We start from the raw sequence: 17,355 nt of genomic DNA on the forward strand, positions 1-17,355 counted from the left end.
GTTGCCGGTTTTAGCCAGACTGACGGGACCGTCAGGTTCCGTCGTTGTCTTGCACCGGGCTGTCATGACGCAATCATCACGCGGTGCTATGCTTGACCCGCTATGCGGATACTTCTCATTACCGGCATCTCCGGCTCCGGCAAATCTGTCGCACTGAACGTGCTCGAAGACGCGGGCTATTACTGCGTCGATAACCTGCCCGCGCAGTTCATCCCCGAGCTCGTTCGCTATCTCTCCGCCGAGGGATACACCCATCTGGGCATCGCCACGGACATCCGCAGCCGCGAATCGCTCGCGCGCCTGCCGGAAATCCTGCGCAACCTGTCGGCCGAACATCAGCTTCGCGTGGTTTTCCTGACGGCGAACACCGACGCGCTGGTCCAGCGCTATTCGGAGACGCGCCGCCGGCATCCGCTGTCGGTCCGCACTGTGGCCAACGAGGACAGCGCCACCCCGGCGCTGAATGACACCTCGCTGATCGAGGCCATCGAGATGGAGCGCGAGCTGCTCAGCCCGCTGGCGGAAAGCGCGCACCGGATCGACACCAGCAATGTGCGCACCAATACGCTGCGCGCGTGGATCAAGGAGTTCATCCGGGACGACACGCTGCAGCTGACGCTGCTGTTCACGTCATTCGGCTTCAAGCACGGCGTGCCGAGCGACGCCGACATGGTGTTCGACGTGCGTTCGCTCCCCAATCCGTACTACGACCTCGCGCTGCGGCCCTTCACCGGCCGCGACGCGCCGGTCATCGACTTCCTGCAGAGCCAGCCGATGGTGCTGGCGATGGCGGAGGATATCCGCGCGTATGTGGAGAAGTGGTTGCCCAGCTTTATCGCCGACAACCGTAGCTATCTGACGGTGGCGATCGGCTGTACCGGTGGCCAGCACCGCTCGGTCTATATCGCGGAAAGACTTGCCAACTACTTCAGGGCCCATGGTAATGTGCTGGTCAGGCACCGGGAGCTGTTGGCGGCGGGCTGAAGCGCGAAAGCGGCTCGGCCCACGGGCGCGAACGGTCCGTTGCACACGCTTCCCGTCCGCTGAACGCCTTGCCGGAACCGCATGCCGACACCCGCCCCCGGTCCTGCCGCACCCCCCCTCGAAGAGCACGGCCTCCCCACGCTCGATAGCCTGCCCCTGTTCCCGCTGCAGACCGTGCTGTTTCCCGGCGGCCGCCTGCCGCTGCGCGTGTTCGAGGCGCGCTATGTGGACATGGTGCGCAACTGCCTGCGCGAGAACTCCCCCTTCGGTGTCTGCCTGATCGCCAGCGGCGAGGAAGTGGCGCGCGCGGGCGTCCCCACGGTGCCCGAAGCGGTGGGATGCCTGGCGGAGATCGTCGACTGCAACATGGAGCAGCTCGGCGTGCTGCTGATCGAGACGCGCGGGCGGCAGCGCTTTCGCATCCTCGAACACACCGCGCGGGAAAACGGACTGCTGGTGGCACGGGTGGAACTGCTGCCCGAGGACGTCATCGACTGCAAGCTGGAATTGCTGGGCGAATGCCTGGCGGCGCTGCGCCGCATCGTTGCAGCCGTACATGCCGAGCAGCCGGGCAAGCTGCCTTTCGCCGAGCCTTATCTGTGGGACGATCCCAGCTGGGTGGCGAACCGCCTGTGCGAACTGCTGCCCGTGCCGCTGAAGGCCAAGCAGATGCTGATGGCGCTGCCCGATGCGGGCATGCGCATCGAAATCGTCCACAAGTTCATGCGCCAGCACCATATCGTCTGATCGCAAGGCGCACCACCGCGATCAGAACAGCCGCGACTCCGCCTCCATCGCCAGCAGCCTGCGCACCGGCGCCGGGGTGCCCAGCGCATCGAGTTCGTCCAGCGACAGCCAGCGCAGCGGCGGCCCGTCGGCTTCGTCGCGCAGCGCCACGCCCGTCATCTCCACCCGGATGGCGCGGATCAGCAGGCGAAAGTGCGTGAACACATGGGTCAGTTCACCGATCATGCTGGCCGCCGTCGGCGTGCCGAAGCGCTGCGCATGCTGCAGCGCCGTGCGCTCGGCCAGCTCGGCATCGAATGGCAGCTCCCCCACCGCCATTTCGGGAAGGCTCCACAAGCCGCCCCAGATGCCCGAGTCCGGCCGCAGCGACAACAGCACCTCCCGGCCGCGGCGCATCACCAGCATCACGGTGCTGCGCTCCGGGATGGCCGCGCGCACCTTCGGCGTCGGCAGCGCCGCCGTCAGCCCCTCGCGCCGCGCCACGCACGCCGTGGAGAACGGGCAGGCCAACGCATCGGCGAGGCAGGCGGGCTTGCCGCGCGAGCAGACCGTGGCGCCCAGATCCATCAGGCCCTGCGTGTACGAGACCATGTCGGCGGCCTGGTCCGGCCCGGCCGGCGGCAGCACCGCTTCGGCGAGCCGCCACATCTCGTTCTCGACCGCCTTCTCGCCGGGATGGCCGTGGATGCCGAAAAAGCGCGCGAAGACACGCTTGACGTTGCCATCCAGGATCGGCGAACGCACGCCGGCGCTGAACGCGGCGATGGCCGCGGCGGTGGAGCGCCCTATGCCCGGCAGCGTCACCAGCACCGCCGGATCGCGCGGAAACTCGCCCCCGTGCTCGCTCATGACGACCTTCGCGCAGCGGTGCAGGTTGCGCGCCCGCGAGTAGTAGCCGAGTCCCGCCCACAGCGCCATGACTTCGTCCGCCGGTGCCTGCGCCAACGCCGCCACGGTGGGCAGCCTGGCGAGAAAGCGCTGGTAGTACTCGATCACCGCCGCGACCTGCGTCTGCTGCAGCATGATTTCGGACAGCCAGATGCGGTAGGGATCGCGAGTGTTCTGCCACGGCAGGTCGTGGCGACCGTGCGCGCGCTGCCAGGCGATCAGCGACGTGCCGAAATCGGGCGGGATATCGGGCGCGATATCGGGCGAGATACGGCGGCCGGGCGCGCCGGGAGCGGGGACGGAGACGGGACTGGCTGCTGCTGCGGGCTTGCGGGGCATCGGGATGGTGGTGTTCTGCGCCACCGCGCACGACGCGGCTGGCGGGCGACATGATAACGCCCGCGGCCGGACGGCCCTCAGGCCGCGGCGGCGCGGCGCTCGCCGGCGTCGGTGCGTGCGATGCGTCCGGCCAGCACCTCGATCTGCCCGCTGCGCTCGTCCAGCCCGTTGAGCACGCTCTCGAGCTCCGCGATGCGGCTCTCCAGCGTATCGGTGGCCTCGTGGATGCGCTCGATCGAATCCAGGCGCCGCCGCAACTGCTTCTGGTGCTCGCGCACCTGCGCCTCCAGCGGCGTCATCACCGACTTGAGCCACACCTCGATGTCGCGGTTCAGATCGCGGAAGGTCTCCAGCACGCGGCTCGCCACCGTGGCGAACGCGCTTTGCACGAGTTGCGGCCGCGAGCGCGTCAGCATGGCGATGCCGCGGAAGTGGCCGTGGGCGATCTGCAGCGTCGCGGCCAGCTCCGCGGCGTAGCGCGCGGTATGGAACTGGATCGGCGCCGGCAGCGTAAAACCGTGTTCGGCGTTGAAGCGCCGGTACATGCTGTCGGTGAGCTGGTGCAGTTGCGAGATATTGCCGTCCGCTTCGGTCACTAGCGCCTGCAGGTCCGCGAACAGGCCGTCCATCTCTTCGCGCAGTCCGCGCGAGAAGAACCGTTCCTTCATCTGTTCGCGGGCGTCGCGCATCACGCGCCGCACGTCCCGCAGCTGCACGCTCTTGATGATCTCGGCGCTGTGGCGGCCGAACACGAGCCGCAGCGCCTGGAACTTGGCGATGCTCTGCTCGAACTCCTCCTTCTCGGCATGCACGCGCGACAGCATGTGCTTGACCATCGCGTGGTTCTTGCCGCGCAGCCCGCGCAGTTCGAACAGCTGCTCGACGACGCTGCGGCGCCGGCTCTGCAGCAACTGCTGCGCGCCGCGCGCCATGTCCTCGACATTGCGCACCACCTGCCCGGCGACGATCTCCCGGCGGTGCGGGATCAGCTCGTCGGACAGCACGCGCTCGAACGCGGGCAGCCCGCTGCGCGCGAGCAGCGCGTCGTCGCGCATGACCTTGGCGACCAGCCCCTTCTGTGCCGACACGGGATGGATGCGGTCCTCGCCGATGCCCAGCACGCGGGCACTGGCCGAAACCTGGCCGGCGATCTCGTTCGCGGTTTCGTCATCGGACTTCAGCGGGTCCCACAGGCCGTCAATCTTGTTCAGCACCGCCAGGCACCCGTTGCGATGCCCCGCGGCGACATGGCTGCGCCACAGGTTCAGGTCGCTCTTGGTCACTCCCGCGTCAGCCGCCAGCACGAACACCACCACATGCGCATCGGGAATCAGCCGCAGGGTCAGCTCGGGTTCGGTGCCGATGGCATTGAGCCCCGGCGTATCGAGAATGACCAGGCCCTGGCGCAGCAGCGGATGTGGGAAATTGATGACGGCATGGCGCCAGCGCGAGATCTCGACCATGCCGTCGGGGCCGACGGCGGATGCCGCGTCCGGGTCCTCGTCGTGATAGAGCCCGAGCGACTCGGCCACCGCCGGCGTGACGCGGATGGTTTCCACGACATGGCGGAAGGCATCGAGCATGCCGTCGGGCGAGGCGGGATCGAGCGAGACCGTCTGCCAGTGGGCTCCGCTCTCGAGGAAGTCGGCGGTGGAGGCGTCCTGCAGCCGCGTCTCGATCGGCAACAGGCGAATGCAGGGCGCCTCGTGCTCGTCGTAGCGCAGCTCGGTCGGGCACATCGTCGTGCGGCCGGCCGATGACGGCAGGATGCGCCGGCCGTAGTCGGCGAAGAAGATCGCGTTGATCAGCTCGCTCTTGCCGCGCGAGAACTCGGCGATAAAGGCGACCTTGAGGCGGTCGCCGCGCAGCACGTTCTGGATGCGCTGGGCGTGCTCGTCCGCCTGGGCGTCGTACAGGTCCTGCTGCTGCAACCACGCCCGGAATTGCGCCAGGGACTCGAGGACGCCGGCTCTCCAGGCGCCGTACTGCTCGAATTGATTCGCGAAGGCTGTCATTGCGGCTCGCTCGGCATCGGGTGGGAAACCCGCAAAGGCGCGCAGGACCGTGCATGACCGCCGCCACGGCGCGCAGCGTTTTTTGTAACAGTTTTTTAACCCGCAAACGATACAGCTTTCGCAACGCCTTTTGTGGAATTCCAGGCGCTTTCGGCGCAAGTGTTGCGCCCAGCCATCGGAACGCCGCCCGCGATGCCGCGCCCCTTCAGCGCTGGCACTGCGGGCAATAGAAGGTGGAGCGCTGGCCCTGCACGATCTGCCGCACCGGCGTCGCGCACCGCCGGCACGGCAGGCCCGTGCGGTCGTAGACGAAGCATTCGAGCTGGAAGTAGCCGCTGGCGCCGTCGCTGCCGACGAAGTCGCGCAAGGTGCTGCCGCCGCGCTCGATGGCCTGGGCCAGCGTTTCGCGCACGGCGACTGCCAGCCGTTCATAGCGGGCAAGCGAAATGCGCCCGGCCGGCGTGGTCGGGCGGATGCCGGCGCGAAACAGGCTTTCGGAAGCGTAGATATTGCCCACGCCGACGACGATGTCGCCGGCGAGCAGCACGGTCTTGATCGCGGCGGTGCGCCCGCGCGTATGGCGATGCAGCCAGGCGCCGTCGAAGCGGTCGTCGAAGGGTTCCAGCCCGAGACCGCGCAGCAATACATGCGTCGGCAGCAGGGCCTCGGTCAGCGGGCTCCATACGACCGCGCCGAAGCGGCGCGGGTCGCGAAAGCGCAGCGTCACCGGCCCGTCGGGCCCGCCGGACAGCGCGAGGTCGAGGTGGTCGTGCGCGCCCGCCGCGGGAGCGTGCGGCAGCACGCGCAGCGTGCCGGTCATGCCGAGGTGGATCAGCAGCCAGCCGCTGTCGGGGTCGCGGTCGCGGTCGGCGTCGGCATCGGGATGAGCAGTGGCCTCGGGGGCTGGACGCGGCGCATCGTCCTCGCGCACGCATTCGAGCAGCAGATACTTGCCGCGCCGCTCGACGCGACGGATCATGCGACCGGCCAGCAGCGTCTCCAGTCCGGGCTCGACGGGCCAGCGCAGACCGCGATGGCGGACCTGCACCCGATCGATTCTGCGCCCCACCACATGCGGCATCAGCCCGCGCCGGGTGACTTCGACTTCTGGCAACTCGGGCATCGAACCTCTCTTCCTCCCCGGACTCCAACCGCTGACGCCAGCGCAGGCTGGCAAGAGCCGCCATTGTAGCGGCACGCTACAATGGCCCTACCTTTGCACATGGCCACCGAGTGCCGGAGCCCTATCCACATGTCGGACCGCTTGGACCGTTCCCCCTGCACCACCGCTCAACGCCTCCGCCCCGAGGCTCCCTCCACCGGAGGCGAAGGGGAATCCGCGCGCCCGCCGCTGTCGCGCCGCCTGTTGGCGTGGGGGCTTGCGGCGAGCTTCGGCATCGCGCCGCTCGCCGGTTGCGCCGCAGGTGTCGACAAGGCACAGGCCGATGACGAGCAGGGGCCGGTGATCAGCGCCGAAGCCCCGAATGCCCCGGCGACCCCGCTGCCGCCCAAGATGCCTTTGCCGGCGGTGCCGCTGACCTCGGACATCATGTTCCGCGTACTGGCCGCCGAAGTCTCGATGCAGCGCGGCCTTGCCGGCCCGGCCTACCGCACCTACCTGGACCTCGCACGCGAGATCCGCGACCCGCGCTTCGCGCAGCGCGCCACCGAGATCGCGTTCAATGCGCGCGTGCCCCAGCAAGCGCTGGACGCGGCCCGCCTGTGGACCGAACTGGCGCCCACCTCGGCCGGGGCGCGCCAGGTGCTCTCCACCCTGCTGGTGCTCAGCGGCCGCTGGGACGAAGCCGAGCCGCTGCTGTCGCTGCAACTGAACGGCGTGCCGCCCAGCCATCGTCCCGAAGCGATCCTGCAACTGCAGCAGCAGCTCTCGCGCACCAACGATCCCGCGGGCGCGGCCGCCATGCTGCAGCGGCTGGTGGCCAACGATCTGCAATCGGCGGAAACGCGCCTCGCGCTCGCGCGCGCCAACGAGGCCGCGGGCAACGTGCCCGGCGCGCTGACCGAACTGGACGAGGCGCTGCGCCTGCGCCCCGACTACGAGCCCGCCGCCCTGATGGCCGCCGAGCTGCGCGCGGACTCGGCGCCCGCGGAGGCCGTGGCGGGACTGACCCGCTTCCTCGACAAGGCCCCCGCCTCGATCAACGGGCGCATCACGCTGGCACGGCTGTATCTGCAGCAGAACGATATGTCGTCGGCGCGTCGCGAGTTCGAAGCGCTGCGCAAGGTCGCGCCGGAAGATCCGCGCGTGCCGCTGGCACTGGGCCTGACCGGCCTGCAGGCCAAGCGCTATGACGAGGCGGAAAGCTATCTGAAGGAATACCTGCGGCTGGCCGAGAAATCGCCCTCGTCCAATCCGGACGTCGCCTACCAGTACCTCTCGCAGATCGCCGAGGAAAGGAAGGACTACCCGGGCGCCGTACAGTGGCTGGACCGCATCGAGGACGAGCGCATGCTGTCCGCCGCCTCGGTCAAGCGCGCGCAGCTGCTCGGCCGCATGGGCAAGGTGGACGAGGCGCAGGGCATCTTCGGCACGCTGCTGGCGGACGCCGAGGACATTGCCGATCCGGGCCAGCGCGCGCAGCGCATGATGGCGATCCGGCAGACCGAGGTCGGCGTGCTGATGGACGCCAAGGCCTACGACCGCGCGCGCAAGGTGCTGAACGACCGCATCGCCGCCGAGCCCGACAATGCGGAATGGATCTACGAGCTGGCCATGCTGGACGAGCGCGAGAAGCGCTACGACAGCATGGAGCGCGGCTTGCGCAAGTTCATCGCGCTGCAGCCGAACCAGAAGCAGGGGTACAACGCGCTGGGCTATTCGCTGGCCGATCGCAACGAACGCCTGCCCGAGGCCCTGAAGCTGCTGGAAAAGGCCATCGAGCTTGGCCCGGACGACCCGTACATCATGGACAGCCTGGGCTGGGTCAAGTATCGGCTGGGCCAGCTGCAGCCCGCGGCCGAACTGCTGCGCGCCGCCTATACCAAGGCTCCGGAGGCCGAGATCGGCGCGCATCTGGGCGAGGTGCTGTGGCACCTTGGCCAGCACGACGAGGCCCGCCGCACCTGGACCGAAGCTGCCAAGACGGAGCCCGACAACGAGACGCTGATCAAGACGCTGCGCCGCTACAACGTCTCGGTTTCCCGCTGACCCACGGGCGCCGCGCGCAACGCCCGCGTCGCCGCCCGCACCCGTCTTTCCTCGCGCATGCCGCCAGCGACGCCGCCGCGTCGCTTCCCTCGCACCACCAGACCTCCCATGCTTCGATCCCGCCGCCTCGCCCTGCTCTGCCTCACCGCCCCGCTGTGGCTCGCCGCCTGCGCCTCCGTCACGCCCAGCCGCTCCTTCGATACCGAGGCGCGCGGACAGGTGCAGGAGTACAGCGGCCGCTTTGCCGCCAACTATGTCCGCTACGGCCGCGACGAAGGCGTGCAGGGCAGCTTCCAGTGGCGCGAACAGGGCAGCAATGTCCGGCTGGACCTGATTTCGCCGCTCGGGCAGACGCTCGCCGTGGTGACCGCGACCCCGGCGGGCGCCACCCTCGACCTGCCCAACGAGGCCCCGCGCAACGCGCCCGAGGTCGATGGCCTGCTCGAACAGGCGCTGGGCTTCTCGCTGCCGGTGGCGGGCATGCGCGACTGGCTGCATGGCCGTCCCGCGCCGGGCAGCCAGGCGAGCGCGACACGCGATGAATCCGGCCGGCTCCAGACGCTGACCCAGAACGGCTGGACCGTGCGCTACGCCGCCTGGCAAGCCGGCGCACCGGGCGCGGCGCAGACCATGCCGCGCCGCATCGACATGGCGCGCGACGGCGGCACCGGCCCGATGTCGGTCAGGCTGGTGATCGATCCCCCGGCCAGCCCGGACGCGGCGGCCACACCGGCCGCGTCGCAATCCCCCGAAACCGCGACCTCGCCGGCCTCCCGCTGACCCTAGCCAGTCTTTTTCCCGCATGCCAGACGTATCGCCCCTTGCCGAGCTGCGCGACTGCCCGGCGCCCGCCAAGCTGAACCTGTTCCTGCACGTGACCGGCCGCCGCCCCGACGGCTATCACACGTTGCAGACGGTATTCCAGCTCATCGACTGGTGCGACACGCTGCATTTCCGCCGGCGTGACGACGGCGTGGTGATGCGCACCAACGACGTGCCCGGCGTCGACCACGACAGCGATTTGATCGTGCGCGCCGCCCGCGCGCTGCAGCAGGCCACCGGCACGCGCTACGGAGCGGAGCTGACCATCGACAAGGTGTTGCCGATGGGCGGCGGCATCGGCGGCGGCTCCTCGGATGCCGCCACCACGCTGCTGGCCCTGAACCGGTTGTGGGGGCTGGGCCTGCCGCGCGCCCGGCTGATGGAGATCGGGCTCGCGCTGGGGGCGGACGTACCGTTCTTCGTGTTCGGCGAGAATGCGTTCGCCCAAGGCATCGGCGAGGAACTGGCGCCGGTGTCGCTGCCGCAGAGCTGGTTCGTGGTGATTCACCCACGCCAGCATGTGCCCACCGCAGCAATTTTTTCGGACCGACGCTTGACAAGGAATACCCCCATCAGCATAATTGCGGACTTCGCTGCTTGCACAAACAAATTCGATTTCGGTCGCAACGATCTGGAACCGATTGCAACGGCGAAATTCGGCGAAGTTGCCCGAGCCCTTGAATGGCTGCGACAGTACAGTCCCCATGCAAGGATGACCGGTTCCGGTGCCTGTGTGTTTGCGCGCTATACTTGCGCGGAAACTGCGCAACAGGTAATCGAACGGTTGCCTCCCGAATGGGATGGCAGGTGCGTGAGAAGTCTGTCGCGCCACCCGCTCGCAACGCTCGCATAAATAGTTTCTCGTTCGGCGTCGCAGACGTTTGTGCGACGGTGGACGGACCCGGTTGTGTAGGGGAGTCGCCAAGTTGGTCAAGGCACCGGATTTTGATTCCGGCATTCGAAGGTTCGAATCCTTCTTCCCCTGCCATTACATTCCTCGCGAATCCGCAGAGAAAGTCACCGGCCCCGGCCGGTGACAAATCCCCCCAGCAGCAAGACAGGTGCCTCACATGAGCAGCGAAGGCTTGATGGTATTCACCGGCAACGCCAACCCCAAACTCGCAGAGGCTGTCGTGCAGCACCTCGGCATCCCGTTGGGAAAGGCGCTTGTAGGCCGTTTTTCGGACGGTGAAGTCCAAGTCGAGATCCAGGAAAATGTCCGCGGCAAGCACGTCATCGTGCTGCAGTCCACCTGCCAGCCGACCAACGACAATCTGATGGAACTGATGGTGATGGTCGATGCGCTCAAGCGCGCCTCGGCACGCAGCATCACCGCCGCCATGCCCTACTTCGGCTATGCCCGCCAGGATCGCCGCCCGCGTTCCGCGCGCGTCGCCATCTCGGCCAAGGTCGTGGCCAACATGCTGGAAGTCGCCGGCGTCGAGCGCGTCCTGACCATGGACCTGCACGCCGACCAGATCCAGGGCTTCTTCGACATCCCGGTCGACAATATCTACGCCTCTCCCGTCCTGCTGGGCGACCTGCGCGAGAAGAACTACGGCGACCTGCTGGTGGTGTCGCCGGACGTCGGCGGCGTGGTGCGCGCCCGCGCGCTGGCCAAGCAACTGAACTGCGATCTGGCCATCATCGACAAGCGCCGTCCGAAGGCCAATGTGGCCGAGGTCATGAACATCATCGGCGAGGTAGACGGCCGCAACTGCGTCATCATGGACGACATGATCGACACCGGCGGCACGCTGTGCAAGGCGGCCCAGGTGCTGAAGGAACGCGGCGCGCAGAAGGTATTCGCCTACTGTACCCATCCGGTGCTGTCCGGCGGCGCCGCCGCCCGCATCGCGGAATCCGCGCTGGACGAAGTGGTGGTGTGCGACACCATCCCGCTGCGCGAGGACGCGCTGCAGGCCGGCAAGATCCGCCAGGTCTCGACCGCGCCGCTGCTGGCCGAGACCTTCACGCGTATCGTCAAGGGCGACTCGATCATGTCGCTGTTTGCCGATTCCTGATACCATTCAAGGCTTTACCGCGCCGGCACCCCGGGATTGCAAGCGATCCTGACGCCGGCGTGATTCATACGGCGCCAGTGTTTTTCACCGTGCGCCGAAACTTCGGGCTGTCTGGTCGCGGACAGCCTTCTTAATTTCTGGAGTCACCATGAAAGTCGTAGCTTTCGAGCGTAGCGTACAGGGAACGGGTGCGAGCCGCCGCCTGCGCAACGCCGGCAAAACCCCCGGCATCATCTATGGCGGTGCGGGCGAGCCCAAGATGATCGAACTCGATCACAACGCACTGTTCCACGCGCTGAAGAAGGAAGCCTTCCACTCGTCGATTCTCGACCTGGAAGTGAGCGGCAAGTCGGAGAAGGCCCTGCTGCGCGCCTTCCAGATGCACCCGTTCAAGCCGCTGGTCCTGCACGTCGATTTCCAGCGCGTGTCGGCCTCGGAAAAGATCCACGTGAAGGTGCCCCTGCACTTCATGAACCAGGAAACCGCTCCTGGCGTGAAGCTGGGCCACGGCATCATCAACCACATCCTGAACGAACTGGAAGTGTCGTGCCTGCCGGCCGACCTGCCGGAGTTCATCGAAGTGGATCTGGGCAAGGGCGAACTGGGCCAGACGTTCCACCTGTCCGACATCACGCTGCCGAAGGGCGTGACCGCGATCACCCACGGTGACGACAACCCCGCAGTGGCCAACATCTCGTTGCCCGCTGGTGGCGTGTCCGAAGCCGCCGGTGAAGGCGAAGGCGAAACGCCGGCTGCCTGATCGGGACTCGGTCCTGGGCGCCCCGCGGGGCTGCCCGAGAAAGCCGCCGGCGCGTCCGGCGGCTTTTTTTTGCCCCTCTTGCCCCGGGCTTTTCGCGTATGCTTGGCCGCGGCCACCGTCGGCCAGGCTTCCGCGTTCGACACGGTTTCTCGCATGATCAAGCTAATCGTTGGCCTCGGAAATCCCGGGGCGGAATATGAGGCGACCCGCCACAACGCCGGCTTCTGGCTGGTCGATGAACTGGCCCGCATGGGCGGCGCCACGCCGCGCGTGGAAGGCCGCTTCCATGGCCTCGCGGCGCGCGCCCGCCTGTGGGACCAGGACATCTGGCTGCTCAAGCCGTCCACCTTCATGAACCGCTCGGGCCTGGCCGTGGTATCCCTCGCCCGCTTCTACAAGGTGCTGCCGGACGAGATCCTGGTCGCGCACGACGAGATGGACCTGCCCGCCGGCAGCGTCAAGCTCAAGCGCGGCGGCGGCTCCGGCGGCCATAACGGACTGAAGGACATCTCCGCCCACCTGTCGACGCAGGACTACTGGCGGCTGCGCATCGGCGTGGGTCATCCGCGCGACGCAGGCGGCGGCGCCAGCCAGCGCGAGGATGTGGTCAATTTCGTGCTGAAGCCGCCGCGCCGCGAGGAGCAGCAGGCGATCGACGAGGCCATCGGCCGCAGCATCGCGCCGCTGGCGTTGCTGGCCCGGGGCGAGGCCGAGAAGGCCATGATGCAGCTGCATTCGGCGCGCTGACGGCCCTGCTTCCGCGTCAAAAAAAGCCCCCGCCATCGGCCGATGGCGGGGGTTTTTTCATGCGGTGCACCGCGGTGGACGGGTCGCTCAGGCGACGTGCTTGGCGGCCGTCAGCAGCCGGTAGCGCTGCATCAGCACCTCATGCGATTCGATGCGGTTCGGATCCTTCGGAATGCAGGCCACAGGGCAAACCTGCTGGCACTGCGGTTCGTCGAAGTGACCGACGCATTCGGTGCATTTGTTGGGGTCGATTTCGTAGATCTCGGGCCCCATCGAAATGGCTTCGTTGGGGCACTCGGGCTCACAAACGTCGCAGTTGATGCAGTCGTCGGTGATGAGCAACGCCATGGTGTTTCCTTACTGCCGACGTGCCCGCGCCCGACTGGCCGCGTCATGACACGTCGTGAAGCCCGTATTCTAGGCTCCTTTGCCGATCTTTTCGTTGAGCCAGCGCTCCACCGAGGGGAAGACGAACTTGCTGACGTCGCCGCCGAGCACCGCGATTTCGCGCACGAAGGTACCCGAGATGAACTGGTACTGGTCCGAGGGGGTCAGGAACATCGTCTCGACGTCCGGCAGCAGGTAGCGGTTCATGCCGGCCATCTGGAATTCGTATTCGAAGTCGGAGACCGCGCGCAGGCCGCGCACGATGACCCGCGCATTGTTCTTGCGCACGAAGTCCTTCAGCAGCCCGGAGAAGCCCTCGACGCGCACGTTGGGATAATGCCCCAGCACTTCGCGCGCGATGCCGATGCGCTCGTCCAGCGAGAAGAACGGCCGCTTGTTCGGACTGTGGGCAACGCCAACGACCAGTTCGTCGAAGATATTGGACGCCCGGCGCACCAGATCTTCGTGCCCCCGGGTCATGGGATCGAACGTGCCGGGATAGACCGCGACGACCATGCTTCCTCCTTGTTCTGCCCGCTGCCGGTATCGGCAGCCGCATCGGTCGACCCGCTTTGGAGCGGGCTTGGACTGACGCCGCGTGGCGAGCCGTTGTCGACAGCGGCGTAGTGTAACCCTAAAACCCGGCTTCGATCGTATCCGTGCCGGTTGCGATTGCTGCCCTGCGGGCCGCGTCCGGCCTAGCTTTGCGGCGTCCTGTGCTGCAGCAGGTGGAAATGCACGGCGCCGGCGCGGGCATGGCGCACGATCTCCAGCGCGGACGGCACCGGCGCGTCCGCGCCCGTCAGCGGCTTGTCGCTTTCGACATAGATGGCGCCGCCGGCGCGCGACAGCCGCGCGGCGTGTTCCAGGGCGGGGCCGATCCAGTCCTCGGCGAACGGCGGATCGAGAAAGACCACGTCGTAGGTGCCGGCCGGCATCTGCGCCGCCAGGGCGAAAGCGTCGCCCTGCAGCACCTGGATATGGTCGGCGCCGAGCCGGTACTGGTTATCGCGCAGCTGCCGCGCGACACGGGGATTCGATTCCACCAGCGTCACATGGGCCGCGCCGCGCGAGGCGGCCTCGAAGCCCAGGGCGCCGGAGCCCGCGAACAGGTCCAGGCACGCCAGCCCGGTCATGTCCTGGCCGAGCCAGTTGAACAGGGTCTCGCGAACGCGGTCGGGGGTGGGGCGTAGTCCTTCGGCGGTCAGCACGGGCAGCGTCGTGCGCTTCCATCTGCCACCGATGATCCGGACCTGCGCGGGGGCCTGCTTGGGCACCGGAGGGGAAGGCCGCCGGCGGGGCGCCGGCGACGTGGAACGGGAGGGCGAATTCATGCCGTGATTGTAGAGCCTGCGGCGGCCCTGTCACGCCCGTCGCCCGGCCGCTGTGTGGCCTGCGCCGCCTACCGGGCCGAGCGCGCGGGCTGGGCCGCCTCGGGTCCACCCACCACCACCGTCGCCATCGCGTCGGGACGCACGTGGCGCTGGAAGGCTTCCCGGACCTGCTGGCGGGTCACCTTGCCGATCTGCGCGGTCCAGGTGTCCAGGTAGTCCAGCGGCAGGCCATACCAGCCGATATTGGCGACGTTGGTCAGCAGCTTGCGGTTGCTGTCGATGCGCAGCGGGAAGCCGTTGATCAGGTTGTCCTTGGCCGCCTTCAGCTCCTTGTCGGTCGGACCCTCGGTCACGAAGCGCTCGACCACCTGCCGCACCAGCGCCAGCGCCTCCTCGGCCTGGTCCTTCTTGGTCTGCAGGCCGATGCCGAACGGTCCCGGCTGCTTGGACGGCGCGAAGTAGCTGTCGACGCCGTAGGTCAGGCCGCGCTTCTCGCGGACCTGATCGGTCAGACGCGAGCTGAAGCCGCCGCCGCCCAGGATGTAATTGCCCACCAGCAGGGCGAAGTAGTCGGGGTCGCCGCGGGCGATGGCGGGTTGGCCGAGCAGCACCGTGGCCTGCTGGGCGGGGTGCGGCACGCGCTGCACGCTGGCCGGGATGTTCATCTGCACGTCGGGCATCGCCGGTGGCCGGGTCCCCGCCGGCAAACCCTGCGTGAGCTGCACGGCGATGGCCTCGGCCTCCTTGCGGTCGATGGCGCCGATCAGCGTCACCACGGCACGCGAGGCGGTGTAGTTATCGCGCCAGAAGCGCTCCAGATCGGCCCGGGTAATCGACTCCACGCTCTCCGGCGTCGCGGTCACCCCATAGGGATGGTTGGGATAGATCGCCTTGGACAGCAGCTTGTCGGCAATCGCGCCCGGACGCGTGTCGGCCTCGCGGATCGCGGCGATCAGGCGCTGCTTCTCTCGCGTGACCACGGCATCCGGGTACGTCGGTGCCTTGATCAACTGCGCGGCCAGCGTCAGCGCCTGCGATCGTTCGGGCTGCGCCGTCAGCGTGCGCAGCCCGATGCCGCCCCGGTCACCGCCCGCCGCGCCGCCGAAGTTGGCGCCGGTATCGGCGAAGGCATCGGCGATCTGCGCTTCGTCGCGCGCGGGCTGCCCGTCCACCGCGGCGGCGCCCTTGTCCAGCAGCGCGGCGGTCAGCGTGGCGAGCCCCGCCTTGCCGGCCGGGTCGTAGCGCCCGCCGGCGTCGAAGTCGACATTGACATCGAGCATCGGAATCGAGGGGCTGTGCACGTAGTACACCTTGGCGCCGGTCGGCGCGGTCCAGTGCTCGATGGGGATGGCGGCCTGCACCGCCTGCGTGGCGAGCAGCGCAAGCGCGCCGCAGACGGCGGCGAGACGGCGCGTTGCGCGCGGCGCGGCGGCGCCGGTCCCGGACTGCGAAGGAGTAGACATGGACAACATCGGCATTCCTCAGTGACGCAGGCCCGCGGGGCCCTGCGACTTGGGCTTGTTCGGATCGATCGGCTGCGGCAGCAGCGTGGCGACGGTCAGGTTGTCGTCGTCGAAGTACTTGCCGGCCACCGCCTTGACCTGCTCCGGCGTGACTTCCTTGATCCGCTCCAGGATGCGGTCCAGCTGCCGCCACGAAATGCCGGAGAGCTCCGACACGCCGATCTCCATGCCCTGCCCGAACACCGAATCGCGCTTGTAGATCTGGCTGGCGACCACCTGCGCCTTGACGCGCTTGAGTTCGTCCGCGGAGACGCCGTCGCGGGCGATGCGCTTGAGTTCGTCGCGCAGCGCAGCCTCGATCTGCTCGGTCGAATGGCCATTGGCGGGCGTGCCGTCGAGCACGAACAGCGATTCGCCGCGATTGACGCTGTCGTAGCCCACGTTGACGTCGTCGGCCAGGCGCTGCTCGCGCACCAGCTGTCGCGTCAGGCGCGCATTGTCGTAGCCGTTGAGCACCGCGGCCAGCACCTCCAGCGCGTAGGGATCGACATCCTTCTCGACATCGTTCAGCCGCGGCACCTTGTAGGCCATCACCAGGTAGGGATTCTCCGCCGGGGCCTTGACCCAGATCCGCTTGACGCCCTTCTGCGGCGGCTCCAGCTGCGGCTTGGTGGCCGGCAACGGACGCGGCTTGAGCTTGCCGTAGTAGCGCTCCGCCAGCTTGCGCACCTCGTCCGCCTTGACGTCGCCGGTGACCACGAGCAGCACGTTGTTCGGCGCGTACCAGTCGCGATACCAGTCCTTGAGCTGCTCGACCTTCATGTTGTCGAGATCGTTCATCCAGCCGATCACCGGGTGCCGGTAGGCGGCCGTGGTGTAGACGGTGGCGAGCAACTGCTCGTAGACGGTGCCGCGCGCGGAGTCGTCGGTGCGCATGCGGCGCTCCTCCTTGACCACGCGCATCTCGCGCTCGAACTCGTCCTTGCGGATGATCAGGTTCGCCATGCGGTCCGCTTCGAGCTCCATCATGCGCGGCAGGTACTGCTTGCCGATCTGCTGGTAGTACATGGTGAAGTCGCGCGTGGTCATCGCGTTCTCCCGGCCGCCGAGTGCGGCGACCTGCCGCGAGAACTCGCCGATGCCGACCTTGGGCGTGCCCTTGAACATCATGTGTTCGAGCATGTGGGCCACGCCGGTGGACCCGCTGACCTCGTCGATGCCACCCACGCGGTACCAGACCTGATGCGCGACGGTGGGGGCGCGATGGTCTTCCTTGACGATCACGCGCATGCCGTTGGACAGCGTGAATTCGCTGGTGCCGGCCTCGGAGGCCTGCGCGCGCATCGGCGCGGCCTGCCCCGGGGGCGGCGCGCTGACCACGCCGCCCTGCGCCTGCGCCGGCAACGCGGACACCATGCCGGCGCCAAAGGCCACGGCCAGGCTCAGGGCGATGGGCGTGGCAATGCGGGCGAGCGAATCGGGAAGGCGTCGGGACGTGGCGGACCAGCTGGCCCGAGTGAAGGAAGGGCGCCCGGACAAAGCGGCCTGGCGAGCCGCCGGGGTTGCCGGGTCGGCCGCGGCATCGTGACCGCAGGCCGGCGGGAAGGCGGGGACGACACCCCGCCGGTTATTCACAGCGCAATGGTTCATGCAACCCCGTCTGCTAGAATTTTGGC

Annotated in this window: 16 protein-coding genes and 1 tRNA gene; 9 read left to right on the forward strand and 8 right to left on the reverse strand. The window is 68.0% G+C overall.

Annotated elements, in window-relative coordinates; all coding sequences use genetic code 11:
- The first annotated feature begins 102 nt into the window (after window positions 1-102).
- Both rapZ and LDO27_RS13835 read left to right on the forward strand, forming a co-directional pair.
- On the forward strand, window positions 103-984 hold the full coding sequence (gene rapZ, locus LDO27_RS13830; RefSeq protein WP_222202179.1) for an RNase adapter RapZ: 882 nt from the start codon (window positions 103-105) through the stop codon (window positions 982-984).
- Window positions 985-1,065: 81 nt separating this feature from the next.
- The gene (locus LDO27_RS13835; protein WP_224042275.1) at window positions 1,066-1,731 is read left to right on the forward strand and encodes an LON peptidase substrate-binding domain-containing protein; all 666 of its coding nucleotides are present in this window, start codon (window positions 1,066-1,068) and stop codon (window positions 1,729-1,731) included.
- Window positions 1,732-1,752: 21 nt separating this feature from the next.
- Here LDO27_RS13835 and mutY read toward each other — a convergent pair whose 3' ends face one another.
- The 3 genes from mutY to mutM all read right to left on the reverse strand — a co-directional run bounded on the left by mutY (window position 1,753) and on the right by mutM (window position 6,096).
- Window positions 1,753-2,958, reverse strand: coding sequence for an A/G-specific adenine glycosylase (gene mutY, locus LDO27_RS13840; RefSeq protein WP_224042277.1), 1,206 nt, complete (start codon window positions 2,956-2,958; stop codon window positions 1,753-1,755).
- Window positions 2,959-3,035: 77 nt separating this feature from the next.
- On the reverse strand, window positions 3,036-4,973 hold the full coding sequence (locus LDO27_RS13845; RefSeq protein ID WP_224042279.1) for a dynamin family protein: 1,938 nt from the start codon (window positions 4,971-4,973) through the stop codon (window positions 3,036-3,038).
- 205 nt (window positions 4,974-5,178) lie between these two features.
- Entirely contained in the window at window positions 5,179-6,096 is a 918-nt protein-coding gene (gene mutM, locus LDO27_RS13850) for a bifunctional DNA-formamidopyrimidine glycosylase/DNA-(apurinic or apyrimidinic site) lyase (protein ID WP_224042281.1), read from the reverse strand.
- A gap of 129 nt (window positions 6,097-6,225) precedes the next feature.
- Here mutM and LDO27_RS13855 point away from each other — a divergent pair, with 129 nt between their 5' ends.
- From LDO27_RS13855 to pth, 7 genes are all read left to right on the forward strand, one after another.
- A complete protein-coding gene (locus LDO27_RS13855) occupies window positions 6,226-8,142 on the forward strand; it encodes a tetratricopeptide repeat protein (RefSeq protein WP_224042283.1) in 1,917 nt (638 codons plus the stop codon).
- A gap of 108 nt (window positions 8,143-8,250) precedes the next feature.
- A complete protein-coding gene (lolB, locus tag LDO27_RS13860; protein WP_222202187.1) occupies window positions 8,251-8,922 on the forward strand; it encodes a lipoprotein insertase outer membrane protein LolB in 672 nt (223 codons plus the stop codon).
- A 22-nt stretch (window positions 8,923-8,944) separates the two neighbouring features.
- A complete protein-coding gene (ispE, locus tag LDO27_RS13865; protein ID WP_224042284.1) occupies window positions 8,945-9,817 on the forward strand; it encodes a 4-(cytidine 5'-diphospho)-2-C-methyl-D-erythritol kinase in 873 nt (290 codons plus the stop codon).
- Between the two features lie 58 nt (window positions 9,818-9,875).
- Window positions 9,876-9,952, forward strand: a tRNA-Gln gene (locus LDO27_RS13870).
- An 82-nt stretch (window positions 9,953-10,034) separates the two neighbouring features.
- Window positions 10,035-10,988 carry a ribose-phosphate pyrophosphokinase gene (locus LDO27_RS13875; protein WP_222202189.1) on the forward strand — a complete coding sequence of 318 codons (954 nt, stop codon included), beginning with the start codon at window positions 10,035-10,037 and terminating at the stop codon, window positions 10,986-10,988.
- 148 nt (window positions 10,989-11,136) lie between these two features.
- On the forward strand, window positions 11,137-11,748 hold the full coding sequence (locus LDO27_RS13880) for a 50S ribosomal protein L25/general stress protein Ctc (RefSeq protein ID WP_222202190.1): 612 nt from the start codon (window positions 11,137-11,139) through the stop codon (window positions 11,746-11,748).
- Between the two features lie 153 nt (window positions 11,749-11,901).
- The gene (pth, locus tag LDO27_RS13885; protein ID WP_224042286.1) at window positions 11,902-12,495 is read left to right on the forward strand and encodes an aminoacyl-tRNA hydrolase; all 594 of its coding nucleotides are present in this window, start codon (window positions 11,902-11,904) and stop codon (window positions 12,493-12,495) included.
- A gap of 87 nt (window positions 12,496-12,582) precedes the next feature.
- Here pth and LDO27_RS13890 read toward each other — a convergent pair whose 3' ends face one another.
- The 5 genes from LDO27_RS13890 to LDO27_RS13910 form a co-directional block, all read right to left on the reverse strand.
- Window positions 12,583-12,843 carry a YfhL family 4Fe-4S dicluster ferredoxin gene (locus tag LDO27_RS13890; protein ID WP_124682543.1) on the reverse strand — a complete coding sequence of 87 codons (261 nt, stop codon included), beginning with the start codon at window positions 12,841-12,843 and terminating at the stop codon, window positions 12,583-12,585.
- 69 nt (window positions 12,844-12,912) lie between these two features.
- Window positions 12,913-13,398: a pantetheine-phosphate adenylyltransferase gene (gene coaD, locus LDO27_RS13895; protein WP_222202193.1), complete on the reverse strand. Its 486-nt coding sequence runs from the start codon at window positions 13,396-13,398 to the stop codon at window positions 12,913-12,915.
- A gap of 182 nt (window positions 13,399-13,580) precedes the next feature.
- Window positions 13,581-14,216: a 16S rRNA (guanine(966)-N(2))-methyltransferase RsmD gene (gene rsmD / locus LDO27_RS13900; RefSeq protein WP_222202196.1), complete on the reverse strand. Its 636-nt coding sequence runs from the start codon at window positions 14,214-14,216 to the stop codon at window positions 13,581-13,583.
- 68 nt (window positions 14,217-14,284) lie between these two features.
- Complete coding sequence (locus LDO27_RS13905; RefSeq protein WP_224042288.1) at window positions 14,285-15,679, reverse strand: M16 family metallopeptidase; 1,395 nt, start codon at window positions 15,677-15,679, stop codon at window positions 14,285-14,287.
- An 18-nt stretch (window positions 15,680-15,697) separates the two neighbouring features.
- Window positions 15,698-17,329 carry a M16 family metallopeptidase gene (locus tag LDO27_RS13910; RefSeq protein ID WP_377747194.1) on the reverse strand — a complete coding sequence of 544 codons (1,632 nt, stop codon included), beginning with the start codon at window positions 17,327-17,329 and terminating at the stop codon, window positions 15,698-15,700.
- Between the last annotated feature and the right edge of the window lie 26 nt (window positions 17,330-17,355).

Source organism: Cupriavidus respiraculi (assembly GCF_914271545.1).
GTDB lineage: Bacteria > Pseudomonadota > Gammaproteobacteria > Burkholderiales > Burkholderiaceae > Cupriavidus > Cupriavidus respiraculi.